Origin of the sequence: Marinobacter sp. M1C, from assembly GCF_023314135.1 — a bacterium.
Classification (GTDB): Bacteria; Pseudomonadota; Gammaproteobacteria; order Pseudomonadales; family Oleiphilaceae; genus Marinobacter.
This window is the reverse complement of sequence record NZ_CP092289.1, coordinates 4541693-4564413: the sequence shown is the minus strand read 5'-3', so window position 1 is coordinate 4564413 and position 22721 is coordinate 4541693. Positions and strand designations below refer to the sequence as shown.

The window sequence follows — 22721 nt, the reverse complement described above, 5'->3', positions numbered from 1 at the left end:
CCAGTCATTCAAGTGCGTTCCCGGCCTGAGGCCGTCCACCGGACGGCTTTTAGCCGCCGCTTAATTCAGCGTTAGCCAACAAAGGATTTATCATGGATTCGTTATTTTTTACAAGACCAGGTACACCTAAAGAGGTAATTCAACTCGGTGAACTTGCAATACCGGAGCCTCGCGATAATGAAGTTCTTATCAAGGTTTTAGCCGCGCCAGTGCAACCCGCTGACTACATGTTTATAGGTGCAAGATATCGTGTTACTCCCAACTATCCGCAGCCCGCAGGCTTAGAAGGTATTGGAATTGTAGAGCGCGTTGGGGGCAAGCTGTCTGACGAATTGCTCGGTACACGGGTTGCCTTCCGCTCACCCGGCTCATGGTCAGAATTCACTGTGGCACCAGCCGGTCGGATATACGTGGTTCCTCCAGATATCAGTGATGTTGTGGCTAGCCAATTTGCTCTCAACCCTCTCACATCAATCGCACTTGCTAAGGCAGCAGATGTAAGATCAGGGGAACGTGTACTGCTTACGGCTGGTAAATCTGTCGTTGCTCAAATTTGTTCTTCGATCTTGTTACGTCGTGGCGTTGAAGTTGACCTACTGTTACGTCACGATCAAAAGTACAAGCTCATTGAAGCAAATAACGAAAAAGTTATTGGTACTGGCTCTTCCGTTGTACAGGCGCTCTCTAGCGTTCCCAGCAGAACCTACGATGCCATCCTAGATGCCGTTGGGGGACGAGACGTTCCAACGTTGATAGACTCCTGCAATGTTGGGGCGCGTTTGGTATCTTACGGCTTACTTGATCCGTCGGACTTCACTATGGCGATATCCAAGGTTATTTTTAAGAGCTTGAAATGGCAAGGTTTCGGACTTGATGGCTGGCTAAATTCGACGAACAGCGACACTTTAAGTTCGGCACAAACTGAACTTTGGGACATCTTACGTGAAAAGCCTTCACTTCTTGAAAGTTCAAACATATTTGAGCGCCAAGACTACCTCAAAGCACTTGAAACAGTTGGGGCATCCCATTCAGGTGGAAAAGTCGTTTTTGTTGGCTAACAATGCCATTAAGTCTGTTCCGGACCGATGGCCCTCCACCGGACGCCCCTGTCGGGCCACCGCTTATGGCTGGCGTTAAACCCCACATAGGATCCTCCGCGATATGTCCATCCAAGCTGTACTCTTCGATCACGACGGAACACTTGTGAACTCCGAACCGGTTCACCTAGAACTCTGGAATACGGTTCTTAGTACATACGGGGTTCAGCTGTCCGATCAACAGTACAAGAACCTGTATGCTGGCGTTCCGACCCCTGCGAATGCATCTGATTTAGTCAGTCGGTTTGGCATCCCGACCGATGCAGCTGCTCTTGCGGAAGCTAAGAACCTTGAAACCGTGAGGTATCTGGAACAACAATCTTTTCCTCTGATGCCGGGCGTTGTCCAAGCAATTACGTCTTTTCATCGACTAGGTTTAAAACTCGGCGTCGTCACAGGAGCCAGCGCGAATGGTGTGCGGGTTACGCTTCGCGCCAACGAATTTGAATCGCTATTTAGTCTTACTGTTTCAGGAGACGATGTGCTCAGAAGCAAACCCGAACCAGATTGCTACCTGCTGGCTCTTGAACGTCTTTCCCTGCAGCCGGAAGATTGCGTAGCGATTGAAGATACGGAGCATGGACTGCGCGCAGCAGCGTTGGCCGGCATAAAGTGCCTGGCTATTCCGACAGTAATGTCCAAGCACCACGATTTCTCTTTAGCCTCAGCGGTTCTGCCAAATATGAATGCCGCATTTGAGTATATTCAAAGAGTCTACTTGGGTCGTGCACGTGAGGCTTAACAATTCAATTAAGTGCGTTCCCGGCCTGACGGCCGTCCACCGGACGCCCCTGTCGGGCCGCCGCTTATTTCAGCGTTATGGTCGTTAACTAAGGAGAATATTTTGAACACGGAAGTGGTTTGTACATCTATAGATGAAGTACGCGCAAATGTTGATTCGATCGATAGGGAAATTGTTGGGCTACTTGCCAAGCGTGGTGGTTTCGTTAAGCAGGCTGCGCGCTTTAAAAAGACCACTGATGATGTGAAAGCGCCTCAGCGAGTTGAGCAAGTTATTACTAAAGTCAGAACGCTTGCGGCAGAGGTTGGTGGCAATCCCGAAGTCACAGAGTCGGTCTATCGGGCCATGATTTCAGCATTCATTTCTGCCGAGTTGCAGGAACATGCTGACCTTGCCAGTAGCCGCTAAATACCATAACAAACCGCAGCAGTACGCGGCCGATGGCCGCCGGACGCCCTCTACATTGCGCCTTCGGCTCCATTCCAAGGTCGCCGCTGTGCTCAGCGTTATGCATAGGGAGGAGATGGTGCAAATTTGTGAAACGGAGAGGTTGCTAATACGGCAGTTGTCTCTCGGAGACGTTCCTGCATTGACCGAGATTCTCAGTGACCCTGAAGTAATGAAGCACTCGGTCCGTGGTGTTTGTGATGAGGTCGCAACCCGTGAATTTATAGAGTGGTGTATGGCCTGCTACGATTCATATGGCTTGGGGCCATGGGCACTGATTGATAAGGAAAGTTCTGTATTCATTGGATTCTGCGGTGTTTCACCAGAAATAGTCGCTGGTGTTGAGGAGCCAAACCTCGGCTATCGACTGGCGACGAATTTCTGGAATAAAGGCCTGGCGTCCGAGTCGGCTAAAGGGATTCTGGGTTACGTGTTTGAGCAGACACAATATCAGTCAGTAGTGGTGATTATCGAGCCTGAGCATGTTGCGTCCTTGAAGGTCGCGGAGAAAGCAGGCTTTTCTAGCTTCGATACTCTTGAGTTTCATAATCGTCCAGTGCGATTGTATCGATTGACTCGGCAGAAGTGGGATACATTGCATAACAAGGCAATGCACGCGACAAGCGCGTGATTGCAGCGTTAGAGTTTACGCACATGACTATTGCGGCGAGAAGAGTTCTAGAGGATTGTCGTGGTGCCATCGACGATATTGGGAATGGCGTTCAGGGTTCGGCATGGCGTAGACGCTGGGTCGCGGCTGTTGTACTTCTTCGTACAGTTGGCTTTGTGCTTTCCTCAGTTGATTCAAAAATCAGCCCAGAGTACAAACGAGCAATTAGCGAGGCATGGACTCATTTAAAGGAAAGTAAACCTCAGCCAGAGATTTTTTGGGGTTTTATCGATGCCGAGCGCCATAATATCGTTCATGAATATGAGGTTGGCGCAGGTAAAGGAGTCACCATTTTTGTTGGAAATCCTGGTTCCACAGAAGATCACTATTTGGTGACTAGCGGCCCGTATTCTGGAAAAGATCAGCGCGAAATACTGCGCCATGCTATTGGCTGGTGGGAAACTTACCTCGACAGTATTGACCGATCAGCTAAAGATAAACTCTAACAAATTGTTCCAGTTTGTTCCGGGCCTGACGGTCCTCCACCGGACGCCCTTTTCTCCGCTTCGCTGCAAAAAGGTCGCCGCTGAACAAAAGCGTTAGGCATATAAAATATACTCGTCATTCAAAAGGAGATAAAACGTATGAAAAAGTTAATTATTTTAGGTTTTTGCATCTGGGCAGGGTTAGCTTCGGCAGCGGAGTTTACAACGCCTGCTTGCTATGAAAATGTACCTACTACCTGTTCGTTTGACGAAATGACTCTCTCACTATGCAACAAGGAAGGTAAGTCAAAGAAAATAGCGTTCTTATTGTCGCAGAGAATGTACATGCCCGGTGGGAACAAATTTGGCAATGCAGATGGAAGTCATGTTTGTACAGTTAAGAGTATTAAGGGAACTTCACCCAAACGCTATACCGTAGAAATTAATTGAACCCCATGCCTAACAAGGCACTCAAGCGGACGGCGCTAAAGCGCCACCGCTTAGCTTAATCGTTAATTGGTAGAGCTATGGAACCAGTCATCCAGGAAGAGCTAACCGGTTGCGGAATTGCGGCGAGCGCCGCTCTTGCTGGTGTCAGCTATGTTGAGGCCAAGCAGAAAGCAAACGCACTGGGCATTTACGCGGCGGATACAGCGCTCTGGTCAAAAACAGAGCACGTCCGGACACTACTGCGCGAATTCGGTATCTCCGTTTCGCCTAAAGAAATACCGTTCAAAACATGGGAGCGTCTGCCGGATAAAGCGCTGATGGCCATCAAATGGCGTACCGAGCAAGGTAAGCCATTTTGGCATTGGGTTGTTTTTATCAGGGAGCATGACGAGACAAAGGTGCTGGATTCCAAAAAAGCACTGAAATCCAATACCCGTAAAGACTTCGGGCGTATCAAGCCGAAGTGGTACATTGAAGTGTCCAATTAACAAGGCGCTGTAGTACGCGGCCTACGGCCGCCGGACGCCCTTTACATTGCGGCTTCGCCTTCATTTCGAGGTCGCCGCTAAGCTAAGCGTTAGCTGGATTTATGTCGCACTGTTTTTGTGGTTCGGTGGCCGTAGCCTTGGCTTAAAGTTGGTAGCCAAGCCGCCCGTTTTCAGTCTGGCCAAGGCCGTCAAAACCGGTGGTTAGCTGGCAGCCCCGTCATCAGCGGTGTGGATATAAAACTGGGTGCTCAGTTTGTGGGGTCGTCCGCCGTAAGCCGATTCTGGGTTTGGTAATCTGGCGTTATGGCTCGTTGGCCGCATTGGTTGTGGTGTTTTTAGCGCCGTGCACCGGCAGAGTTTGGTGCAAGGACAGCGGCGGAATAGGCAATCTTGTTGGTTGCCACCGGCTTATCGCGCAGTTACACCCAGCTAACCAGTCATTCAAGTTCGTTCCCGGCCTGCGGCCGTCCACCGGACGGCTTTTAGCCGCCGCTTAATTCAGCGTTAGATTTCAAGGGGAATTCAATGGAGTACGGAGGCCGAAACTGGTTTTATTCGTATCGGAAGCTTTTTGATATATGTACCGAAACCAAGCTCCAATCGGTGACGGGCAAAATCCTTACTCAATACGCAGCACTAACTAAAAACTGGGACGCCACTACTAACTCAGAATGGACTTGTCGAACCTATCTATCGACAAAAATGATCCTGAATGCGACGGTTTTAACGAATGCATTGGATTATTCAAACGAAGTTGGCCTCCGTATAGCGAACCCGTATTTTGAATATTATGCAGCCCTCTCACTTTTAAGGGCTTTGGTCTACACCATTCCAGGTGAAAAATGGTCTGATGGCGAATTGATGAAAATTCCTCACTCTAAGGCCATCAACGTTTCTTTTGATTGGATTGCGAAATTCGATAAGGACACTGCTCAGCGTCTGAAACGTTTAACTCAGCAGCTCAAGGCACAGAGGGAGGTCATCTCTTACAAAGCTCCAGCAAGTGGTGATTCAATTCTCGATACTGAATATGATCTATACGAATTGCTAATCATTCTTGCTGAGATGGCTCAGTTAAATTCAGAACTCCTAGAGGTCTCGGTACTGAAAAATGCTAGTCCAGAAAATTTCACTGTGAACTATGAGCACATGACACAAATTGCACAATATGAAATTGAGGGCTATTCATTTACCGACCGAGAAGACGGCCGCAGGCTGGAATACATAAGGCGGAAACAGCCCCACCCTCTCAATCTAGCCTTAACAATGACTGAGGGCCAAACAGAGGACTTTATCGGTGCTTGGGATGGAGAAGAAGATGGGATGTTTAATAACGGGTCTCCAGCAAATTGGCAGGAAATATTTGATGTGCCATAAATAATCTAACAAGGCCAGTCACGGCGACGTCTACTGCATTGCGGCTTCGCCTTCATTCCGCAGCCGCGCGTGCTGGCGGCGTTAGGCCAGAAACTCAGCGTTCATATCTGGCGATCAAATTTCATTGCTTTACAAGAAGGGTTTAAGTTATGGCGACGACCATGTTTTTTGAAGAAACGGTAAAGTGTCAGGGTGGGAAAGAAGAAATGGATATTGAGTTTGGCCGATCTTCCTTCTATGACGAGGATAGTATCTATCTGAATGTCGATGGAAAATCTGTGATTATGGACCGTGCGACAGCCAAGAAATTTGTGGAAGCCGCTATGGGCGTGGGCCACTATTTCGGTTTCGTTGATTAACCGACGGCGTAAAATCGGCAATTGATCCTAACAATCGCAGTCACGGCGACGGCTACTGCATTGCGGCTTCGCCTCCATTCCGTAGCCGCGCGTGCTGTTGGCGTTAGCTGGATTTATGGCGCACCTTTTTTGTGGTTTGGTGGCCGAGGCCCTGGCATAAAATTGGTAGCAAAGCCGCGAATTTTTAGTCCGGCCAAGGCCGTCAAAATTGGTGGTTAGCTGGCAGCCCAATCATCAGCGATGTGGATATAAAACTGGGTGTTCAGTTTGTGGGGCCGTCCGCCGAAACCCGGTTCCTGATTTGGCAATCTGGCGTTCTGGTTCGTCGGTCGGATCGTTTGTGGTGTTTTGAACCACAGTGAACTGGCAGAGTTTGGTGCAAAGTCAGCAGCGGAATAGGCAATCGCGTTGGTTGCCAATGGCTTGGCGGGCAGTTTCACCCAGCTAACCAATCATTCAAGTTCGTTCCCGGCCTGAGGCCGTCCACCGGACGGCTTTTAGCCGCCGCTTAATTCAGCGTTAGCTGGATTGATGTGGTTCCTTTTTGGTGGTTTGGTGCCAGTGGCCTTGGCCCAGAGTTGGTAGCAAAACCGGTGTTTTTCAGTTGCGCCAAGGCCGTCGAAATCGGTGGTCAGTTGGTAGCGCAGCTGTTCAAAAGCGGTGATGGTAAGTTGGGCGTTCCGTTCATGGGGCCGTCCGCGGCAAGCTGGGTTTTGATCTGCTAGTCTTATGTTCAGGTTCGTTCGCCGCATCGGTTGCGGTGTTTTTTGACACTGTGCATCGGCGGATCTTGGTACAAGGACGGCAGCGGAATAGGCTATGAATTTGAGCGCCAAAGGCTGAGCGGTTAGTTACACCCAGCTAACCAATCATTCAAGTTCGTTCCCGGCCTGGCGGCCGTCCACCGGACGTCCCTGACGGGCCGCCGCTTAATTCAGCGTTACAAAGCAAGGGAGAGTGCGTAGTAATGATCGCCAGGGAATGGAAATGCCGAGTGCCTGAAGCACACAGTGATGGGTTCACAGGTTATCTTTATGAAACCGGCATCAAAGACTCTTCCGCAACAACGGGCTTTCTCGGTGCACAGATTCTCCGTCGTTCTCTCACCAACAAAATTGAACTCACTCTTATCACATACTGGGACAAGCTGGAGTCCATCAAGGCGTTCGCTGGCTACGATATTTCACAGGCGCGTTTGTACCCGGAAGATGAGGTTTACGAGCTTGAGCCTGACCTTTCAGTGCAGCACTATGAAGTCATCGAGCATCGGTTTTCACCAGAGCTGCGGGGATAAACGGGTGCTCTTGCTTTGTAACCAGTCAATCAAGTTCGTTCCGGCCTGCGGCCTCCACCGGACGTCCCTGTCGGGCCGCCGCTTATTTCAGCGTTAGCTGGATTGGTGTTGTTCTTTTTTGGTGGTTCGGTGCCCGTGGCCTTGGCCCAAGGTTCGTGGCAAAACCGGTAATTTTCGGTTACGCCAAGGCCGTCTGAGTCCGTGGTCAGTTTGGCCGTTCGATCGTTCACCGGCGTTGCCATAAAATTCGGTGTTCGCCGTGCGGGGCCGTCCACGCAAACTTGGGGGTCTGTGCCTGGTAATCTGGCGTTCAGGTTCGTTCGCCGCATCGGTTGCGGTGTTTTTTGACACTGTGCACCGGCGGATCTTGGTACAAGGGCGGCAGCGGAATAGGCTATGAATTTGAGTGCCAAAGGCTGAGCGGTTAGTTACACCCAGCTAACCAATCATTCAAGTTCGTTCCCGGCCTGAAGGCCGTCCACCGGACGTCCCTGTTGGGCCGCCGCTTAATTCAGCGTTGAGGCTGTAGAAAAAGGCCGAAGACAATCCTCGATCTGAAATTGATTAATAAACGATCTAAAAATAGCGCCTATTCTTAAAATCTGGAGGACCTATCATCGAAAACACACCCAGATTTTACGTAGGAGCGTCATCAAAAAATACTCGAGGGTTTTTCTACAGCCTCGTTAGCCGGTATTCGTGGCAGATAACTAATTTATAATATTCAACTAGAGAGTTATATGGAAATTCGGAGAGCTGTTGCAAAAGATATTGATGCATTATTGGTTTTAAATAATCAAATTGGTTTATATCATTATGAACATGCGCCACATGCTTTTGTTGAGCCATCTGCCGCTGACCGTGACTTCTTTCTAAATGCATTGAATGACGGCGCTCGATTATTTCTACTTGCTGAAATTAAAGATGAAGTTGTCGGATTTATTACAGCAGTTATTACACAAAATGAGACAGTGCCATTTTTGGTTAGAAGTCCAATTTGCCGAATAGGTACAATTGTAGTTGACGAAAGCAAGCGAGTAAAAGGCGTAGGGACTAAGCTTATGGTTGCCTGCCAGAACTGGGCAATTGATTTAGGTGTAGAGCAAATTAGATTAGAAGTTATGTCGTTTAATGAGGTAGCTCAAAAATTTTATGAAAATTTAGGGTTTAATATTCAATCACATATTATGTCGAAGCAATTCGGCTAACAAGGGCGAGCAATCTGACTGGGTCTCGGCTAGGTTCATTTTTGAAGAAAAATCGACAAGTTGGGCTTTGGATGGATCGAGGCCTTGGGGCCTTATTTGTAACATTGGGTGTACGTCTTGCCGCGAGTACTAGGTGATTTCAGTCACCAGTGCCAACCGGCCATCACATAACAAACGGCTGCACCGGACAAATTTGTGCTGTCACCTTTTGTGCAGAAAGATGCACAAAAGCCGCCATTAAAAATTCGCGCGGTGAGCCGGGCGTTAAAGCGAAAAAACCGAGTCGTGGCACCCGGTACTCATCCGTGTCAAAATTGGGCGATACGCGAACGAGAGGTTTCTTCCATGAATCTCCAGAAAATTGAAGACGAGGCACTCCACCTCCCAAAAGAGGAGCGTGCTCAGCTGATCCAGCGGTTGGTTCTGAGTCTGGAATCCCCATCTGAAGAGGAGCTCAGGTCAGATTGGCTGCTTGAGGCCCGGCGCAGAGCTGAAGAACTTGATAATGGGGTGGTGCAGCCGGTGTGCGGTGAGGATGTCATGAGGAAGGCTCGAGCACTGATCAAATGAATTATTCTTTTCACCCGGCAGCGGAAGCCGAGTTCCTGGAATCAGTTGCTTATTACCAATCAAAAGTTCCGGGATTGGGTGGTGCCTTCATAGAGGAATTTGAGGCCCTTGCCAATTTAGTTGGCGAGTCACCAAAAGCCTGGCAAGTTGAGTTGCCGCCAGGTATTCGTAGAGCGCCCCTTCACCGATTTCCGCTATCCATCGTTTACCGAGAAAAGTCTGATGGCTTTCAAGTATTGGCTGTGGCCCATGACCGGCGACGTCCGCAGTATTGGCTTGGCAGGCTTTAACAATCGGCTGCACAGCGACCGATTTTCCGCCGCTTCGCGGCTCCAAACCGGCGTGTGAGCCGGGCGTTAGGCATGAGAGGGAATTCCGATGGGCCTGAAACTCCAGTTTGAACTGATGGCCGCCTACAACCAGTGGATGAACTTTAAGGTCTATGAAGCTGCTGGTCAGCTTGGGGCAGAAGAGCTCGGCAAAGACCGCGGTGCTTTTTTTGGCTCGATTCTGGGTACCCTCAACCATGTCGTTGTCGGCGATACCATTTGGCTCAAGCGTTTTGCTACCCACCCGTCCTGCCGCAGCTCTTTACGTGAAGTCGGTAACCTTCAAACTCCTCTTAGTCTGGATCAGATTGTTCTCAGCGATTTTGATAGCCTCTCAGAACACCGCACTTGGCTAGACCAGCAGATAATCAACTGGGTAGACGAACTATCTAATAGCGACCTAGATTTCGTTCTTAGCTACAAGAACACGAAAGGGGTGCCTTCTAACAAACGATATTCGAGCTTGGTTACTCATTTTTTTAACCATCAGACCCATCACAGAGGTCAGGCTTCCGCCCTGCTATCACAGGCAGCTCAAGATGTTGGTGTTACTGATCTTTTGGCTCTGATTCCGAACGAGCCTCATGTATAACAAATCGCAGCAGTACGCGGCCGATGTCCTCCGGACGCCACTGACGCGTGGCCGCTTATCTCAGCGTTGAGGCTGTAGGAAAAGGTCAAAGGCTTTTTTCGGCCTTGAATCGATCAATAATTAAGCTAAAAATAGCGCCTATTCTTAAAATCCAGAGCACTTATCGTGGAAAGCAGACCTAGATTTTACGTAGGAACGTTATCACAAAAGGGCTCGAGGGTTTTCCTACAGCCTCGTTATGCAGATCAGTGAGCTGGGCTCCTCAAGTATTTCTCCTGGCCCAGCCTCCCTGTTTTGACTAATAGTGTCGTTTACAACCACTGCTTCGGATAGCGTTGACCGGAAATAAGCCGGTGGTATACCACCCCGAAAGCCACAATCAGAACGGTGCCTGCCGCCACCGGCGTCAACAGGAAACCCCAGTGTTCACCTGCGAGCATGACGACTAGCGGATTAGCCCCTGCTGGTGGGTGGGTAGTGTTGGTCAGCATCATCAAGCTTACCGCTAGTCCTACTGCCAACCCCATCGACCAGTGGGTAACGCCCGCCAGAGCTGCTACAGACAGGCCGGTCGCCGTTGTTAATAGGTGACCTATGATGATGTTTCTGGGCTGTGCTAGTGGACTTTCCGGCAATCCGAATAGGATTACCATGGTCGCGCCAAAGGGAGCCATCAACCAGACGGAGGACTGATTAGCGCTGCCTAGGCTGCTCAAAGCGGTAATACACAGCATTGCCCCCAAGCCTGCTAGCAAAGGGACAAGGTAACGTGAAGTGGTCAGACGTTTGTACATGAGCAAAATCTCCAAAGTAGACAGATCGGTCTGCATAGAGTAGACAGTCTTGTCTACTGATGTCAAGATACGGATATCTGGTGTGATGTGGGTATAACCATGGATAAGCAAGAACAGCTAGTTCGTACCGCCTTTAAATTGTTTTACACTCGGGGCATTAACGCAGTGGGAGTGAACCTAGTGTTAGCGGAGTCAGGCATAGCCAAGAAAACGCTTTATCATCACTTCCCCAGCAAGCAACACCTAGTGGAAGCGGTCATCCGCTATCGTGACTGTAGCTACCGGGCTTGGCTTATATCGAGGCTGGATCATGTACTTTCAGGCAAACCCGCTTTGCTTGAATTATTTAGTGCTCTGGATGACTGGTTCCACAGCCGGGTGCCGGATATCGACCACTTCCATGGCTGCTTCTTTATCAATGCCAGCGCTGAATTCGGCGACCGAGACAATGTCATCCACCGGGCCTGTGCCGAGCACAAAGCTGATATAACGAGATTGATTCGAAAGCAGGTGGATGCGTTGTCTCTTCCGGACGGGGCAACAGAAGAGCTCACACGCTTGGTTGTTCTACTTAAGGAAGGGGCTACCTCAGTGGCGCACGTTCAGGGAAATCTTGATGCGGCGATGGAAGCCAAAAAAATACTGGAGAATATGCTGCATGATTATGCTGATGAATAACTTTGGTACTTGTGTTGCCTGAAGAAAATATCTTCGAGAAATCGATTGCGTAACGCCACAATACATAAGGAGTAGTGCATGATTTTCGAGCTACCTGCTCCTGAAACACTTGAGTCTGAATCATTGGTTAGCTGTATTGAAAATCGTCGCAGTGTGCGAGAGTACTCTAAAGCTCCCCTGCGTATTGATTCTCTATCCCAGTTACTGTGGGCTGCGCAAGGAATAACAGGCCCTGAGCAAAAAAAGGCAATACCTTCAGCGGGCGGACTCTACCCTTTGCAGATCCACATTTTGGTGCGGCGTATTGCGGAACTTGAGCCTGGGATTTATGAATACCAGAGTGGCAATCACTCTTTAAAACTACTTGGCAGCATCTCTCCAGAAGCGTCGATACGAGAAATGGGGATTGGCGATCAACCATGGCTAAATGACGCGGCCATCGTCATTGGGTTAGCTGGAAAGCTCGAAGTAGCCATCAGCCGCTTTGAATCGCAGGCACCCCAAGGAGAGCGTGGTTCTCGCTATGTGTATATGGAATCGGGAGCTTTAGCGCAAAATGTTCATCTTCAGTGCACGGCTCTAGGGGTTGGTTGTGTTTTGGTCGCAGGCTTTGATGATTCGAAGGTGAAGGAAGCATTTGGGTTCCCTTCAGATGTGGAGCCTACTGCGCTACTTTGTATCGGACAACGGTGGAGTGTCTAACTATGCATAACCAGCCACGTCACACGGATGATTTCTCCGCTTCGCTCCAAAAAAGCCACCGGTGCGCTTAGCGTTATGTGTTTTGACACCTGATACGTTACAGGGTACATTCAAGGAATGATTCGAAGCTTCAAACACAAGGGCTTGGCCAAATTCTTCAAGTCCGGCAGCATCGCAGGGATTCAGGCCGCTCACGCCAAGAGGCTTCGGCTTATTCTCGGTAGATTAAATGCAGCCTCAGATGCCAAAGATATGGACCTGCCAGGCCTTCGGTTGCACGAACTCTCCGGTAATCGCGCCGGAATCTGGTCAGTGATGGTCAGTGGCAACTGGCGAGTGACGTTCCGATTTGAGGACGGAGATGCCGAGATCGTAAATTATGAAGATTACCATTGAGGTACCGCCAATGTTGATGCATAACCCCCCCCACCCTGGTGAAGTACTGCGAGAGCTTTGTCTGGAGCCCCTGAACCTATCGGTCACGGCGGCCGCAGAGGCATTGGGTGTTAGTCGTAAGACTTTGAGCGCCGTGCTGAACGGCAAGGCTGGTATTAGTCCCGAAATGGCTATCCGGCTTTCTATAGCATTCGACACTTCGGCAGAGAGCTGGCTAAACCAGCAGTCCCAATATGAGCTCTGGCATGCTGAACAACATCGCAAAGAGCTCAAGGTGAAGAAGCTTGTTGCGGCCTAAAGCAGCACATAACCAATCCATGCACCGGAGGCCAAACCCTCCGCTTCGCTGCGGTTTTGTCACCGGTGATGGCAGGCGTTATGTTTTTTCCCTCGGACACCTTGTCTACCTCCAGATGATGTCGTACTCTTTAATGTACGCTAAAACGTACTGGAGTAATTGTCATGTCTAGGGTTCGTGTAGATGAAGATATTCGTCCTCTGTCTGAATTTCGGGCGGGGGTAGCCACATTTGTAAAGCAGCTCCATGAAACCCGCCGCCCTATGGTGCTGACGCAAAGAGGTCGTGGCGTTGCAGTATTGTTGGGGGTTCACGAGTACGAGAGGATGCAAGAGCGTCTGGAAATGCTGGAAGAAGTGTATAAGGCCGAAGAACAGATAGCCTCCGGGGATGGTGTTGCTCATGAGGACGCAAAGGCTCGGGTTTTGAGCAGACTGGGTCAATGAAGATTATTTGGTCCCCGCTTGCGCTGGAGCGTATCGAGGATATTTCTCGTTATATCGCAGAAGATAACCCAGATGCTGCGCTACAGTGGGTTAACGATTTATTCGCCACGGTAGAGCGGCTAGCCGACTTTCCCAAAAGTGGGCGTATGGTTCCCGAGGTGGGGGCGCCGCGTATCAGAGAGCTGATATTTGGAACCTATCGGGTTATTTATAGCGTTAAAGATCAGGTTAATATCCTGACTGTGCGTCGCAGTAGTCAGTTATTGCGGATGTCCGAGGTTGGTGATGATGAAACATAACCAGCGGCTGCACAGCGACCGATTTTCCGCCGCTTCGCGGCTCCAAACCGGCGCGTGAGCCGAGCGTTAAATTGAAAAGTCGTGCATAGAGAGGGATCTTGAGGTGACTTCATCAGTAAGCGATTACGACTATGAGCTTTATCTAGATTTTCGCAAATCCGAAGGTGATCCGTCACGTGTCTTTCATGCCATGGGTGGGATGATCGATGCGCTTAGTAATTTGGATCGCGATCTTGGAAAGCTAATTAGTCCATATTATGAGCCACAAGTAATTCTTGAGGACGTTTACACGGGTTCGCTACGTGCAAAGCTCGGTGAAATTCTGAAAGACCTACCTGACGATGCGCTTAAAGACTTTGAGTTAAAAAAGATCCTTGGCCATTTTCTGCTTAAAGCAAAATATTTAGTTGTGAAATGGTGCGAGGTGAAGGAAACGCTCGAGGATATGGATGATATTAAGGAGCTGGAAAATCAGATTGAAGAAGCTGCGGAATTCACGAACGTAAAGAGAATACCTGCCTACAGCTCGATCAACCGCAAAGACCTTCTGAACCATATAAAACAAATTCAGAACGCAATGAGCTCTCTTGAAGAATTTGACTCTATAGAATATCGCTCGGTTGTTGGCAATGCCCGTTTCAACGGACAACTTGCCATTTCGTCACAAGTTATTTCTGATTGGCTAACAAAAGAGGTGCATACGACCCAAGGCCCCAGAATCTTGAAGGTCAAAAAGCCTGATTATTTAGGTAAATCAAAATGGGCTTTTAGATATAGCGGGCATGCAATTGAAGCCAAAATTTCGAATATACCATGGTTGGCTAGTTTCCAAGACGGAAATGTATCTGTAAATCCTGGTGACTCTATTCGAGCTGAGCTTAAAGAAGATATTGCTTTTGGTTACGACGGAGAAATAATTCATATCTGGTATGATGTACTTGAGATTTACCAAGTCATTCCTGGAATGAAAGCTATACAAGGTGGATTCTTTGATTCCAAGGAATGATTTAACAAATGCAGGTTGTCGGACAGGTACTCCGCTGCGCTCCGTTCCTGCCGCAACTGCAAGCGTTAGCTGGATTTATGGCGCACCTTTTTTGTGGTTTGGTGGCCGAGGCCCTGGCATAAAATTGGTAGCAAAGCCGCGAATTTTTAGTCCGGCCAAGGCCGTCAAAATTGGTGGTTAGCTGGCAGCCCAATCATCAGCGATGTGGATATAAAACTGGGTGTTCAGTTTGTGGGGCCGTCCGCCGAAACCCGGTTCCTGATTTGGCAATCTGGCGTTCTGGTTCGTCGGTCGGATCGTTTGTGGTGTTTTGAACCACAGTGAACTGGCAGAGTTTGGTGCAAAGTCAGCAGCGGAATAGGCAATCGCGTTGGTTGCCAATGGCTTGGCGGGCAGTTTCACCCAGCTAACCAATCATTCAAGTTCGTTCCCGGCCTGAGGCCGTCCACCGGACGGCTTTTAGCCGCCGCTTAATTCAGCGTTAGCTGGATTGATGTGGTTCCTTTTTGGTGGTTTGGTGCCAGTGGCCTTGGCCCAGAGTTGGTAGCAAAACCGGTGTTTTTCAGTTGCGCCAAGGCCGTCGAAATCGGTGGTCAGTTGGTAGCGCAGCTGTTCAAAAGCGGTGATGGTAAGTTGGGCGTTCCGTTCATGGGGCCGTCCGCGGCAAGCTGGGTTTTGATCTGCTAGTCTTATGTTCAGGTTCGTTCGCCGCATCGGTTGCGGTGTTTTTTGACACTGTGCATCGGCGGATCTTGGTACAAGGACGGCAGCGGAATAGGCTATGAATTTGAGCGCCAAAGGCTGAGCGGTTAGTTACACCCAGCTAACCAATCATTCAAGTTCGTTCCCGGCCTGGCGGCCGTCCACCGGACGTCCCTGACGGGCCGCCGCTTAATTCAGCGTTAAATCAGTAGTGGTAACGGAGTTGGGCCATGAGTAAAGCGTCATCCGTGACTTTGTAAACGATGCGGTGCTCTTCGTTAATTCGGCGGGACCAGTAACCAGCGAGGTTGTGTTTGAGGGGCTCCGGCTTACCGACACCTTCGAACGGTTCTCGCTTAGTCTCCTTGATCAGCTTGTTGATTCGGTTAAGGGCTTTTTTGTCAGTTTTCTGCCAATACAGATAGTCTTCCCAGGCGTTCTCGGAGAAGATAAGTTTCATTCAAGAAGTTCCTTTTCTTGACCACCGCCTTGCTCGAGCTCGGCAACGGATTCCAGCAAACGACGGGCATTTTTTGGTGCGCGCAGCAGGTATGCAGTCTCTTGCAGCGCCTCATAGTCCTCAAGAGAAATCATCACCACGGATTGTGACTTGCTCCGGGTGATGATCACAGGAGAATGGTCTTCACAGACCTGCTCCATGGTTTTTGCTAGGTTAGTTCTAGCGGCTGTGTAGCTGATGGCATCCATAAGGTTTCTCCTGTACAGGATATTGAACATGTTCAGGATACCGTACGACAGGGGATTTAACAAACCGCAGCAGTACGCGGCCTGCGGCCGCCGGACGTCCCTGACGGGCCGCCGCTGTGCTCAGCGTTATGTTTTAAGGAGGTAGTTTGAGTAAAGTCGTTGGGCGCTGGCGCATTAAGTGGATGGAAATGTGGGATCAAGACTTTGTTGATCTTGTCGAGCCCGGATACTTCCAGTTCGATGAAGATGGCCTTGGCTTTTTTGTATTCGGAGCAGTTGAGGGCCAAATTGACTACCGCATTCCTGATGGTGGAGGACGAGTCGAGTTTTCTTGGTCTGGAAATGATGATGGTTGCGAGAAATCCGGCCGTGGTTGGTTTCAGCTTCTATCTTCACGCTCAGCGAAAGGGGAATTCTTCATTCATTGTGGAGACGAGTCGGCCGTAGAAATCGAATATCAAACATAACCAGACGCGGCACTCGGATGCCTTTGTCTCCGCTTCGCTGCGTCAAAGCCACCGGTGCGCTTCGCGTTACAAAGCAAGGGAGAGTGCGTAGTAATGATCGCCAGGGAATGGAAATGCCGAGTGCCTGAAGCACACAGTGATGGGTTCACAGGTTATCTTTATGAAACCGGCATCAAAGACTCTTCCGCAACAACGGGCTTTCTCGGTGCACAGATTCTCCGTCGTTCTCTCACCAACAAAATTGAACTCACTCTTATCACATACTGGGACAAGCTGGAGTCCATCAAGGCGTTCGCTGGCTACGATATTTCACAGGCGCGTTTGTACCCGGAAGATGAGGTTTACGAGCTTGAGCCTGACCTTTCAGTGCAGCACTATGAAGTCATCGAGCATCGGTTTTCACCAGAGCTGCGGGGATAAACGGGTGCTCTTGCTTTGTAACCAGTCAATCAAGTTCGTTCCGGCCTGCGGCCTCCACCGGACGTCCCTGTCGGGCCGCCGCTTATTTCAGCGTTAAATGCCAAGAGGAAGTTATGTCAGGGATCGCTAAAACTCCGAGTCCGCCATATTACGCGGTGATTTTCAGCTCTGTCCGTACGGATGGTGATCATGGTTACGGTGCTATGGCTGACAGAATGGTTGAATTGGCAGCCCAGCAGGAAGGGTTTCTTGGTATCGAGTCAGCCCGTGAGGATGTTGGTATCACCGTTTCGTATTGGGCCAGCGAGGAAGCGATCAGGAACTGGAAGCAAAATGCTGAGCACCTTGAAGCCCAACGTCTGGGCCATAAAGCTTGGTATGCCGAATTCAAAGTCCGAGTCGCAAAGGTAGAGCGGGATTATGGCATTTAACCAATCATTCAAGTTCGTTCCCGGCCTGAAGGCCGTCCACCGGACGTCCCTGACGGGCCGCCGCTTAATTCAGCGTTAGGCACCGTCAAAAACGGAGATAATTTTGAGTGAAACCGCCACAACAATAGTAAGCGCCCTTAAATCGGCCCACTTGCCCTCAGTCGATCTGCGGCACTTTTTTTGAAGCCCGCTCCAGATCCACATTCCATGGCAGCAGTGCTTCCAGCTTTTCCAGTGTGTCTGCCTCGGCAATGCGCTCCAGCACATGCTGGATATAAGCCGAGGGCTCCAGGCTGTTGGTTTTAGCGGTTTCGACCAGGGAATAGCACGTTGCACTGGCACGGGCGCCCTGCGAGGTATCTGCAAAAAGCCAGGCTTTCCGGTTATGGTCACGTTTCCATAATCGAAATTATCCGTGGTTCTCGATTATGGAAGGTTGCCTAAGACAAATCCCACCAAGTCGCTATTTTTCAGCGCTATAAACGGCTCACTGCGCTGACTTGCCATACATAATTCTCGGTGCTTTCTTTGTAGCTCTCTACCATCACGAAGGAGAGTTGCCATGCTTGATTCTGCATATTCGAAGCATGTACAGAGAACGAGTGAGTGGTTCGCCGGTACAGTACTTGGTTCCAGTGAGGATCCTTACGTTAAATACCTTGCCGAGCGCGGTTATGCTTCTGGCACCATCGAGGGATATTCCAGAAGTGTCGCGCATTTTGCTCACTGGTCCAGAGGACAAGATGTCCATCTCTCAGACATGGGCGAAGCGTTAGTTAAACGCTTCATTGACGAACACCTGCTGGTGTGTCGATGCGCAACTCGGTGCCGACGTGCGCGTAAGGAAGTCCGCGCCGCACTCGGGCATTTACTTAAGATGCTCAGAAGCAATGGTCAATGCAGACCAAAAATATCTGTAGTTCCTGCTCCTATCGCAGCGCAACTAGAGGATTTCGAACAGCATCTTGCCGATGTGAGAGGTCTGGCTCCGACCACCCGTTTGGCCCGGGCACGCCATCTGCGCGATTTTCTCATCGATAGTTTTGGCGCTGGGCCAGTGCAACTGAGCTTACTTGGGCCGGCGGATGTGATCCGCTTCTTCGCCCACTACACAGCAGCATGGGCACCCGCGTCGATTAGTACAGCCACTTCGTCGCTAAAAACTTACTTTGCCTTCAGAGCAAGTCAAGGAGAGCAGACGGCAGCGTTGATTGCCAGCCTTCCTCAAGTCGCACAATGGCGTCTTTCTGGATTACCGCAGGTACTCTCCACCAAGGAGGTGGAGCAATTTCTCAATGCCTTTGATCGCCGCCATGCAACGGGCAAGCGCGATTATGCGATAGCCCGTTGCCTTCTCGATCTGGGCTTGCGTCGAACGGAAGTGGCTCGCCTGCAGCTTGACGATGTGGATTGGCGAGCAGGAACGCTTTATATCCACGGTAAAGGTAGGCGCATCGATATCCTCCCGCTACCAGACGCAACCGGCCGAGCGATCGCACAATATTTGCAGGATGGTCGGCCACAAACGACTCGCCGTGAGCTGTTTGTTCGACATCGCCCACCACTCAACGCCCCGGCCGATCCGGATATCATACGCAATGCCATACGTAATGCAGCGCAACGCTGCGGTCTTGGACACCGCATTCGAGGCACGCACATCTTGCGGCACACACTGGCCGGTCGACTGGTGCACAGCGGCGCCAGATTCAAAGAAATCGCCGACCTGTTGCGCCATCGCAGCCTCGACACCACGACAATCTACGCCAAAGTCGATATTCAGGCGCTAGCACAGGTGGCCCTGCCGTGGCCTGGGAGGAAGTCATGAACACGCCAGAAACATTTGCCCCCACGGTAGAGGCATACCTGAATTACCGGCGGCAGGCAGGGTTTTTACTGAAGATTGAGGGTGAGCAGCTAGAGCGTTTCGCGCGCTTTTCCGAACGCATCGGCCATCAGGGTCCACTGACAATTAAGCTGTCTGAGCAGTGGGCCTGCGCTTCACGCCAGCACAAACGGATCACTGCCGCCCGGCGTATCGAAGTGTTGCGTCCCTTTGCTCGATACTGCCTACAGTTTAATCCTGCGACCGAGATTCCACCCCGTGGGCTCTTCGGGCGTGCTCATCGTCGGCTGACACCGCATATTTATACGGACGCCGAAATCTGCGCGTTGTTGGAAGCCTGCGCCTCTCTGCCCCCGTCGGGTGGTTTACGGGGTGCCAGTTGCGCCACGATCTTCGGACTTATCGCCTCAACAGGTTTGCGGATCTCTGAAGCTACCGGGTTACAGCGCCCGGATGTAGATCTCGAGCACGGATTGCTGCATATCCGGAATGCCAAGTTCGGTAAGTCACGCTGGGTGCCATTGCATTCCACCACGACAAACGCGTTGCAAGATTACGAACGTCTGCGCGATAACCATCCTCTCGCCGCCAATACCAAGGCGTTCTTTGTATTTGATTATGGCCGGTCCGCGTCGATCTCTAGTGTGGAATATGCCTTCAAGTTATTACGACAACAATTGAAGTGGCGTTCTCGTGGTGATCATCCTGCGCCACGCATCCATGACCTTCGGCACTCGTTTGTCTGCCATAACCTTGAGCGCTGGTATGCGCAAAACATCGATATCGAACACCACATTCTAGCGTTATCTACCTACCTCGGACACGCTAAGATCACCGATACCTACTGGTACCTGACGGCGACACCCGAGTTGCTGGCCAAGGCGGCCTTGCGTCCCGAACTTTACCAGGGAGAGCTATTATGAGCGCGCCAGCACCGTTAAGTTTTCCATGTCTATTACAGCGGTTTTTCGTACAGCGGCTGATGCAGCAACAGCAGGCAAGCCCGTGTACCGTTGCGGCCTATCGTGACAGCTTCCGATTACTACTTGAATTCGCCCATCGGCGGCTAGGGAAACAACCCAGCGACCTGGTGCTTGATGATTTGAACGCGGGTCTTATTTTGGATTTTCTCCAGTACCTCGAGGTGGAGCGCCATAACTGTGTTCGTAGCCGTAACGCACGCTTCGCCGCGATCCGGTCCTTCATGGCGTACGTTGCTTACCAAGAACCTTCAGCTCTTGCCATTGCGCAATCAGTGCTGGCAATCCCGATGAAGCGCTTCGAGCACCCGTTGGTCGGATTCCTCTCACGCGAGCATATGCAAGCCATTATCGCGGCACCGGATCAAAACACCTGGACGGGACAACGTGATCGAGTAATGTTCGCCACGCTCTACAATACCGGAGCCCGTGTATCCGAGCTGACTGGGATGCTGGTGGGTGATCTGGTTCTTGACCCCAGTGCTTCCTCCATTCACATCCGCGGCAAGGGACGCAAAGAGCGCGCGGTGCCATTGTGGCCAAATACGGCCGCACAGCTCAAACGCTGGCTGCGAGAATCCCCACGCTCCTTCGAGCAACCGCTTTTTCCGAATAGATCCGGCGGCCATTTGACACGCATTGGCTTGACCGAGCGATTGAAACTAGCGGTTAAATGCGCCGCCAGACAATATCCTGAACTAGCAAAGCGACGGGTATTTCCGCACCTGATTCGGCATTCCATCGCCATGCATATGTTGCAGGCTGGGGTTGATATAACCGTCATTGCGCTGTGGCTCGGTCATGAAAATCTATCCACCACTCATCAGTACATCGAAGCTGATCTTGCGATGAAAGAACGAGCGTTAAAGAGCCTGCAAGCGCTTCCCCTCGCCCCATTACGATACCGGCCATCGGATAGCGTCCTGCGGTTCTTACAGAGCTTGTGATTATGCATGGTTAACAGGGACATTAAACCGTAAGGAGATATAGGATAGATGTTGTTTTGTTTGGTTATTATCGAACAAAACAGCATCCATTCTGGCATATCGTCCATGTCTCTAGGCGCAACCTTCCATAATCGAGAACCACGGATAATTTCGGCCCAGAGCGAACGGACGGATGGCGTTTTCGGCCAGCACGTTGCTGATCTGTAGGTCGCCCCGTTCACAGTAACCCACCAAGGTGGGCCATTGGTTTAACGTATAAGCCATGGCGGTGCGTGTCAGGGTGCCCTTCGCAACCTTGCCTGCGTTGGTCTCCAGCCAGGTCTTCAGTGTTTTTAATGCGGGCACACTCAGTTCCTGACGAATGCGGTAACGCTCCTCCACACTCAACGCTTTGATCTTGCGCTCGATGGCGTAGAGTTTGTTGATGTGGCTTAGAGCCACATCGGCCTTGGACACATTCGTGGGCTTGCCTTTGCCCTGAGGCTTAGCCGCCTTGGTGGCCTCCACGAACTTACGCCGGGCGTGATCCCAACAACCGATTCGGGTGATGTCGTTATCTCGACACACCTTGCCGTAACCCGAATAGCCATCGGCTTGCAGAATGCCCTTAAAGTCGTCGAGCAGACGCACCGGCACTTTGCCCGCCCGTGAAGGGTCGTATTCAAACAGAACCGACGGTTGCCCTGGCGGGCCACCGCGGGTGACCCACATCCACTTATCAGACTGCGCCGTTTTGCCGTCTTCTTTCAGAACGTACATTCGGGATTCATCGGCTTGCAGGTAGTCACTGCTGTTTTGCACTTCGCGCATCAGATTGATGAGCGGTTTGAACACGTCATCCAGACGGATAACCCAGTGTGCCATGCTGGTGCGGCTGATCTCATGGCCCAGGCGTTTGAGCATGTGTTCCAAACGATACAGAGGCAGGCCATCGGCGTATTTCGAAGTGATGATGTAAGCCAGCAGTGAGGTGGTGGCCGTGCATTTGCCCAGTGGATGAACCGGGCGGGTGGCGGCCAGGATACGCTCTTCACCATCCTGCTCGAACACGGCTTTTTCCTGCCAGTACTCAAGAACCTTCAGTTGAGCGGGGATGAACTGAAGCTCTTCTTTAACCTTGGTAAAAAAGGTTTTACTGGCGCCGACCTTCTCTTCGTCGCTGAGGGTCAATTCGATGCGCTCGCGCAGCAGTGTATCCGAGAATCCACGCTGGCGACGTTTACGGGAGGCCGGTGGTGCCTCTTCCTCTGCAACATCGTCTGGCAACTGATCGCGCAGGGCATCAATCTCAACTTCCAGCTCAGCTTCGTCAAACAGATGAATCTGGTGTGCGGATTTTTCACTGCTGGCGCCGAACTGCTGAATCCGTTTCCAACGCAGCAGTTCTTCAAGAACCAGAATATAATGATCGCGTTGTTGAACGGCCGCCTTCTTGGCCGCCAATTCTTGCTGAAGGCCTTCAACCACCGACAGCAATTCAGCGGCCGAAAGGTCGCTGATATCGGGTGTTTTTGAAGGTGCTTCAGGCTTTAATTTCATGGGCAAATTATAGCAAA

34 protein-coding genes and 2 pseudogenes are annotated in these 22721 nt (G+C 50.7%); 29 read left to right on the top strand and 7 right to left on the bottom strand.

Annotated elements, in window-relative coordinates; translation table 11 throughout:
• Positions 1-92: 92 nt before the first annotated feature.
• The 9 genes from MIH19_RS21580 to MIH19_RS21540 all read left to right on the top strand — a co-directional run bounded on the left by MIH19_RS21580 (position 93) and on the right by MIH19_RS21540 (position 6055).
• A complete protein-coding gene (locus MIH19_RS21580) occupies positions 93-1058 on the top strand; it encodes an alcohol dehydrogenase catalytic domain-containing protein (protein WP_249006812.1) in 966 nt (321 codons plus the stop codon).
• A 103-nt stretch (positions 1059-1161) separates the two neighbouring features.
• Entirely contained in the window at positions 1162-1839 is a 678-nt protein-coding gene (locus MIH19_RS21575) for an HAD family phosphatase (RefSeq protein ID WP_249006811.1), read from the top strand.
• 102 nt (positions 1840-1941) lie between these two features.
• On the top strand, positions 1942-2247 hold the full coding sequence (locus MIH19_RS21570; protein ID WP_217632702.1) for a chorismate mutase: 306 nt from the start codon (positions 1942-1944) through the stop codon (positions 2245-2247).
• Positions 2222-2917 (top strand): GNAT family N-acetyltransferase, encoded by a 696-nt coding sequence (locus MIH19_RS21565; protein WP_249006810.1) that lies wholly within the window; start codon positions 2222-2224, stop codon positions 2915-2917. The genes MIH19_RS21570 and MIH19_RS21565 overlap by 26 nt, the downstream gene beginning before the upstream one ends.
• A 23-nt stretch (positions 2918-2940) precedes the next feature.
• Positions 2941-3402 (top strand): hypothetical protein, encoded by a 462-nt coding sequence (locus MIH19_RS21560; RefSeq protein ID WP_249018579.1) that lies wholly within the window; start codon positions 2941-2943, stop codon positions 3400-3402.
• A 138-nt stretch (positions 3403-3540) separates the two neighbouring features.
• Positions 3541-3831, top strand: coding sequence for a hypothetical protein (locus MIH19_RS21555; RefSeq protein WP_249006808.1), 291 nt, complete (start codon positions 3541-3543; stop codon positions 3829-3831).
• Positions 3832-3908: 77 nt separating this feature from the next.
• Positions 3909-4319: a hypothetical protein gene (locus MIH19_RS21550; RefSeq protein ID WP_249006807.1), complete on the top strand. Its 411-nt coding sequence runs from the start codon at positions 3909-3911 to the stop codon at positions 4317-4319.
• 525 nt (positions 4320-4844) lie between these two features.
• Positions 4845-5696, top strand: coding sequence for a hypothetical protein (locus tag MIH19_RS21545; protein WP_249006806.1), 852 nt, complete (start codon positions 4845-4847; stop codon positions 5694-5696).
• Between the two features lie 149 nt (positions 5697-5845).
• Positions 5846-6055: a hypothetical protein gene (locus MIH19_RS21540; RefSeq protein ID WP_249006805.1), complete on the top strand. Its 210-nt coding sequence runs from the start codon at positions 5846-5848 to the stop codon at positions 6053-6055.
• Positions 6056-6270: 215 nt separating this feature from the next.
• On the opposite strand, the gene MIH19_RS21535 is transcribed toward MIH19_RS21540, so the two are convergent.
• On the bottom strand, positions 6271-6495 hold the full coding sequence (locus MIH19_RS21535) for a hypothetical protein (RefSeq protein ID WP_249006796.1): 225 nt from the start codon (positions 6493-6495) through the stop codon (positions 6271-6273).
• A gap of 93 nt (positions 6496-6588) precedes the next feature.
• On the opposite strand from MIH19_RS21535, the gene MIH19_RS21530 reads away from it, so the two are divergent.
• The 6 genes from MIH19_RS21530 to MIH19_RS21505 all read left to right on the top strand — a co-directional run bounded on the left by MIH19_RS21530 (position 6589) and on the right by MIH19_RS21505 (position 10048).
• The gene (locus MIH19_RS21530) at positions 6589-6780 is read left to right on the top strand and encodes a hypothetical protein (protein ID WP_249006795.1); all 192 of its coding nucleotides are present in this window, start codon (positions 6589-6591) and stop codon (positions 6778-6780) included.
• 242 nt (positions 6781-7022) lie between these two features.
• The gene (locus tag MIH19_RS21525) at positions 7023-7349 is read left to right on the top strand and encodes an antibiotic biosynthesis monooxygenase (protein ID WP_249006792.1); all 327 of its coding nucleotides are present in this window, start codon (positions 7023-7025) and stop codon (positions 7347-7349) included.
• Between the two features lie 740 nt (positions 7350-8089).
• Positions 8090-8557, top strand: a complete 468-nt coding sequence (locus MIH19_RS21520; RefSeq protein WP_249006804.1) for a GNAT family N-acetyltransferase — start codon at positions 8090-8092, stop codon at positions 8555-8557.
• Positions 8558-8752: 195 nt separating this feature from the next.
• Positions 8753-9127, top strand: coding sequence for an addiction module protein (locus MIH19_RS21515; RefSeq protein WP_249006803.1), 375 nt, complete (start codon positions 8753-8755; stop codon positions 9125-9127).
• Complete coding sequence (locus MIH19_RS21510) at positions 9124-9417, top strand: type II toxin-antitoxin system RelE/ParE family toxin (RefSeq protein WP_249006802.1); 294 nt, start codon at positions 9124-9126, stop codon at positions 9415-9417. Before MIH19_RS21515 ends, MIH19_RS21510 begins: the two co-directional genes overlap by 4 nt.
• Before the next feature lie 88 nt (positions 9418-9505).
• Positions 9506-10048 carry a DinB family protein gene (locus MIH19_RS21505; RefSeq protein WP_249006801.1) on the top strand — a complete coding sequence of 181 codons (543 nt, stop codon included), beginning with the start codon at positions 9506-9508 and terminating at the stop codon, positions 10046-10048.
• Between the two features lie 311 nt (positions 10049-10359).
• Here MIH19_RS21505 and MIH19_RS21500 read toward each other — a convergent pair whose 3' ends face one another.
• On the bottom strand, positions 10360-10842 hold the full coding sequence (locus MIH19_RS21500) for an HPP family protein (protein ID WP_249018609.1): 483 nt from the start codon (positions 10840-10842) through the stop codon (positions 10360-10362).
• A 99-nt stretch (positions 10843-10941) separates the two neighbouring features.
• Between MIH19_RS21500 and MIH19_RS21495 the strand changes: the two genes are divergently transcribed.
• The 7 genes from MIH19_RS21495 to MIH19_RS21465 all read left to right on the top strand — a co-directional run bounded on the left by MIH19_RS21495 (position 10942) and on the right by MIH19_RS21465 (position 14667).
• On the top strand, positions 10942-11520 hold the full coding sequence (locus MIH19_RS21495) for a TetR/AcrR family transcriptional regulator (RefSeq protein ID WP_249006775.1): 579 nt from the start codon (positions 10942-10944) through the stop codon (positions 11518-11520).
• Between the two features lie 78 nt (positions 11521-11598).
• Positions 11599-12222, top strand: coding sequence for a SagB/ThcOx family dehydrogenase (locus tag MIH19_RS21490; RefSeq protein ID WP_249006774.1), 624 nt, complete (start codon positions 11599-11601; stop codon positions 12220-12222).
• Between the two features lie 117 nt (positions 12223-12339).
• Positions 12340-12618 (top strand): type II toxin-antitoxin system RelE/ParE family toxin, encoded by a 279-nt coding sequence (locus tag MIH19_RS21485; RefSeq protein WP_249006800.1) that lies wholly within the window; start codon positions 12340-12342, stop codon positions 12616-12618.
• 10 nt (positions 12619-12628) lie between these two features.
• Positions 12629-12916: a HigA family addiction module antitoxin gene (locus MIH19_RS21480; RefSeq protein WP_249008970.1), complete on the top strand. Its 288-nt coding sequence runs from the start codon at positions 12629-12631 to the stop codon at positions 12914-12916.
• Positions 12917-13080: 164 nt separating this feature from the next.
• Positions 13081-13362, top strand: coding sequence for a type II toxin-antitoxin system Phd/YefM family antitoxin (locus MIH19_RS21475; protein WP_249006799.1), 282 nt, complete (start codon positions 13081-13083; stop codon positions 13360-13362).
• Positions 13359-13661 carry a type II toxin-antitoxin system RelE/ParE family toxin gene (locus MIH19_RS21470; protein ID WP_249006798.1) on the top strand — a complete coding sequence of 101 codons (303 nt, stop codon included), beginning with the start codon at positions 13359-13361 and terminating at the stop codon, positions 13659-13661. Before MIH19_RS21475 ends, MIH19_RS21470 begins: the two co-directional genes overlap by 4 nt.
• Before the next feature lie 103 nt (positions 13662-13764).
• Positions 13765-14667 carry a hypothetical protein gene (locus MIH19_RS21465; RefSeq protein ID WP_249006797.1) on the top strand — a complete coding sequence of 301 codons (903 nt, stop codon included), beginning with the start codon at positions 13765-13767 and terminating at the stop codon, positions 14665-14667.
• Between the two features lie 177 nt (positions 14668-14844).
• On the opposite strand, the gene MIH19_RS21460 is transcribed toward MIH19_RS21465, so the two are convergent.
• Positions 14845-15069, bottom strand: coding sequence for a hypothetical protein (locus MIH19_RS21460; RefSeq protein WP_249006796.1), 225 nt, complete (start codon positions 15067-15069; stop codon positions 14845-14847).
• A 93-nt stretch (positions 15070-15162) separates the two neighbouring features.
• Between MIH19_RS21460 and MIH19_RS21455 the strand changes: the two genes are divergently transcribed.
• Positions 15163-15354 (top strand): hypothetical protein, encoded by a 192-nt coding sequence (locus MIH19_RS21455; protein WP_249006795.1) that lies wholly within the window; start codon positions 15163-15165, stop codon positions 15352-15354.
• A gap of 220 nt (positions 15355-15574) precedes the next feature.
• Here MIH19_RS21455 and MIH19_RS21450 read toward each other — a convergent pair whose 3' ends face one another.
• Entirely contained in the window at positions 15575-15829 is a 255-nt protein-coding gene (locus tag MIH19_RS21450) for a Txe/YoeB family addiction module toxin (RefSeq protein ID WP_249006794.1), read from the bottom strand.
• Positions 15826-16077, bottom strand: a complete 252-nt coding sequence (locus MIH19_RS21445; protein ID WP_012137510.1) for a type II toxin-antitoxin system prevent-host-death family antitoxin — start codon at positions 16075-16077, stop codon at positions 15826-15828. Before MIH19_RS21445 ends, MIH19_RS21450 begins: the two co-directional genes overlap by 4 nt.
• Positions 16078-16223: 146 nt before the next feature.
• Between MIH19_RS21445 and MIH19_RS21440 the strand changes: the two genes are divergently transcribed.
• The 3 genes from MIH19_RS21440 to MIH19_RS21430 all read left to right on the top strand — a co-directional run bounded on the left by MIH19_RS21440 (position 16224) and on the right by MIH19_RS21430 (position 17395).
• A complete protein-coding gene (locus MIH19_RS21440; RefSeq protein ID WP_249006793.1) occupies positions 16224-16544 on the top strand; it encodes a hypothetical protein in 321 nt (106 codons plus the stop codon).
• A gap of 93 nt (positions 16545-16637) precedes the next feature.
• On the top strand, positions 16638-16964 hold the full coding sequence (locus MIH19_RS21435) for an antibiotic biosynthesis monooxygenase (RefSeq protein WP_249006792.1): 327 nt from the start codon (positions 16638-16640) through the stop codon (positions 16962-16964).
• 113 nt (positions 16965-17077) lie between these two features.
• Positions 17078-17395, top strand: a complete 318-nt coding sequence (locus MIH19_RS21430; RefSeq protein WP_249006791.1) for an antibiotic biosynthesis monooxygenase — start codon at positions 17078-17080, stop codon at positions 17393-17395.
• Positions 17396-17552: 157 nt separating this feature from the next.
• On the opposite strand, the pseudogene MIH19_RS21425 reads toward MIH19_RS21430, so the two are convergent.
• Positions 17553-17777, bottom strand: a pseudogene (locus MIH19_RS21425) (transposase domain-containing protein); the annotation flags it as partial.
• Between the two features lie 180 nt (positions 17778-17957).
• Between MIH19_RS21425 and MIH19_RS21420 the strand changes: the two are divergent.
• Genes MIH19_RS21420 through MIH19_RS21410 form a run of 3 tightly spaced genes read left to right on the top strand, consistent with a single transcriptional unit; the run spans position 17958 to position 21165 of the window.
• Positions 17958-19220, top strand: a complete 1263-nt coding sequence (locus tag MIH19_RS21420; protein WP_249005994.1) for a site-specific integrase — start codon at positions 17958-17960, stop codon at positions 19218-19220.
• Positions 19217-20161 (top strand): tyrosine-type recombinase/integrase, encoded by a 945-nt coding sequence (locus MIH19_RS21415; protein ID WP_249005995.1) that lies wholly within the window; start codon positions 19217-19219, stop codon positions 20159-20161. The genes MIH19_RS21420 and MIH19_RS21415 overlap by 4 nt, the downstream gene beginning before the upstream one ends.
• A complete protein-coding gene (locus MIH19_RS21410) occupies positions 20158-21165 on the top strand; it encodes a tyrosine-type recombinase/integrase (protein ID WP_249005996.1) in 1008 nt (335 codons plus the stop codon). Before MIH19_RS21415 ends, MIH19_RS21410 begins: the two co-directional genes overlap by 4 nt.
• A gap of 150 nt (positions 21166-21315) precedes the next feature.
• Here MIH19_RS21410 and MIH19_RS21405 read toward each other — a convergent pair.
• Positions 21316-22704 (bottom strand): annotated as a pseudogene (locus MIH19_RS21405) (IS66 family transposase); the annotation flags it as partial.
• Positions 22705-22721: the final 17 nt, after the last annotated feature.

Coding starts and splice junctions, on each gene's coding strand:
- MIH19_RS21580 (WP_249006812.1), top strand. CDS start 93: ATGGATTCGTTATTTTTTACAAGACCAGGTACACCTAAAGAGGTAATT.
- MIH19_RS21575 (WP_249006811.1), top strand. CDS start 1,162: ATGTCCATCCAAGCTGTACTCTTCGATCACGACGGAACACTTGTGAAC.
- MIH19_RS21565 (WP_249006810.1), top strand. CDS start 2,222: ATGCTGACCTTGCCAGTAGCCGCTAAATACCATAACAAACCGCAGCAG.
- MIH19_RS21560 (WP_249018579.1), top strand. CDS start 2,941: ATGACTATTGCGGCGAGAAGAGTTCTAGAGGATTGTCGTGGTGCCATC.
- MIH19_RS21555 (WP_249006808.1), top strand. CDS start 3,541: ATGAAAAAGTTAATTATTTTAGGTTTTTGCATCTGGGCAGGGTTAGCT.
- MIH19_RS21550 (WP_249006807.1), top strand. CDS start 3,909: ATGGAACCAGTCATCCAGGAAGAGCTAACCGGTTGCGGAATTGCGGCG.
- MIH19_RS21545 (WP_249006806.1), top strand. CDS start 4,845: ATGGAGTACGGAGGCCGAAACTGGTTTTATTCGTATCGGAAGCTTTTT.
- MIH19_RS21540 (WP_249006805.1), top strand. CDS start 5,846: ATGGCGACGACCATGTTTTTTGAAGAAACGGTAAAGTGTCAGGGTGGG.
- MIH19_RS21525 (WP_249006792.1), top strand. CDS start 7,023: ATGATCGCCAGGGAATGGAAATGCCGAGTGCCTGAAGCACACAGTGAT.
- MIH19_RS21520 (WP_249006804.1), top strand. CDS start 8,090: ATGGAAATTCGGAGAGCTGTTGCAAAAGATATTGATGCATTATTGGTT.
- MIH19_RS21510 (WP_249006802.1), top strand. CDS start 9,124: ATGAATTATTCTTTTCACCCGGCAGCGGAAGCCGAGTTCCTGGAATCA.
- MIH19_RS21505 (WP_249006801.1), top strand. CDS start 9,506: ATGGGCCTGAAACTCCAGTTTGAACTGATGGCCGCCTACAACCAGTGG.
- MIH19_RS21500 (WP_249018609.1), bottom strand. CDS start 10,842: ATGTACAAACGTCTGACCACTTCACGTTACCTTGTCCCTTTGCTAGCA.
- MIH19_RS21495 (WP_249006775.1), top strand. CDS start 10,942: ATGGATAAGCAAGAACAGCTAGTTCGTACCGCCTTTAAATTGTTTTAC.
- MIH19_RS21490 (WP_249006774.1), top strand. CDS start 11,599: ATGATTTTCGAGCTACCTGCTCCTGAAACACTTGAGTCTGAATCATTG.
- MIH19_RS21485 (WP_249006800.1), top strand. CDS start 12,340: ATGATTCGAAGCTTCAAACACAAGGGCTTGGCCAAATTCTTCAAGTCC.
- MIH19_RS21480 (WP_249008970.1), top strand. CDS start 12,629: ATGTTGATGCATAACCCCCCCCACCCTGGTGAAGTACTGCGAGAGCTT.
- MIH19_RS21475 (WP_249006799.1), top strand. CDS start 13,081: ATGTCTAGGGTTCGTGTAGATGAAGATATTCGTCCTCTGTCTGAATTT.
- MIH19_RS21470 (WP_249006798.1), top strand. CDS start 13,359: ATGAAGATTATTTGGTCCCCGCTTGCGCTGGAGCGTATCGAGGATATT.
- MIH19_RS21450 (WP_249006794.1), bottom strand. CDS start 15,829: ATGAAACTTATCTTCTCCGAGAACGCCTGGGAAGACTATCTGTATTGG.
- MIH19_RS21445 (WP_012137510.1), bottom strand. CDS start 16,077: ATGGATGCCATCAGCTACACAGCCGCTAGAACTAACCTAGCAAAAACC.
- MIH19_RS21435 (WP_249006792.1), top strand. CDS start 16,638: ATGATCGCCAGGGAATGGAAATGCCGAGTGCCTGAAGCACACAGTGAT.
- MIH19_RS21430 (WP_249006791.1), top strand. CDS start 17,078: ATGTCAGGGATCGCTAAAACTCCGAGTCCGCCATATTACGCGGTGATT.
- MIH19_RS21420 (WP_249005994.1), top strand. CDS start 17,958: ATGCTTGATTCTGCATATTCGAAGCATGTACAGAGAACGAGTGAGTGG.
- MIH19_RS21415 (WP_249005995.1), top strand. CDS start 19,217: ATGAACACGCCAGAAACATTTGCCCCCACGGTAGAGGCATACCTGAAT.
- MIH19_RS21410 (WP_249005996.1), top strand. CDS start 20,158: ATGAGCGCGCCAGCACCGTTAAGTTTTCCATGTCTATTACAGCGGTTT.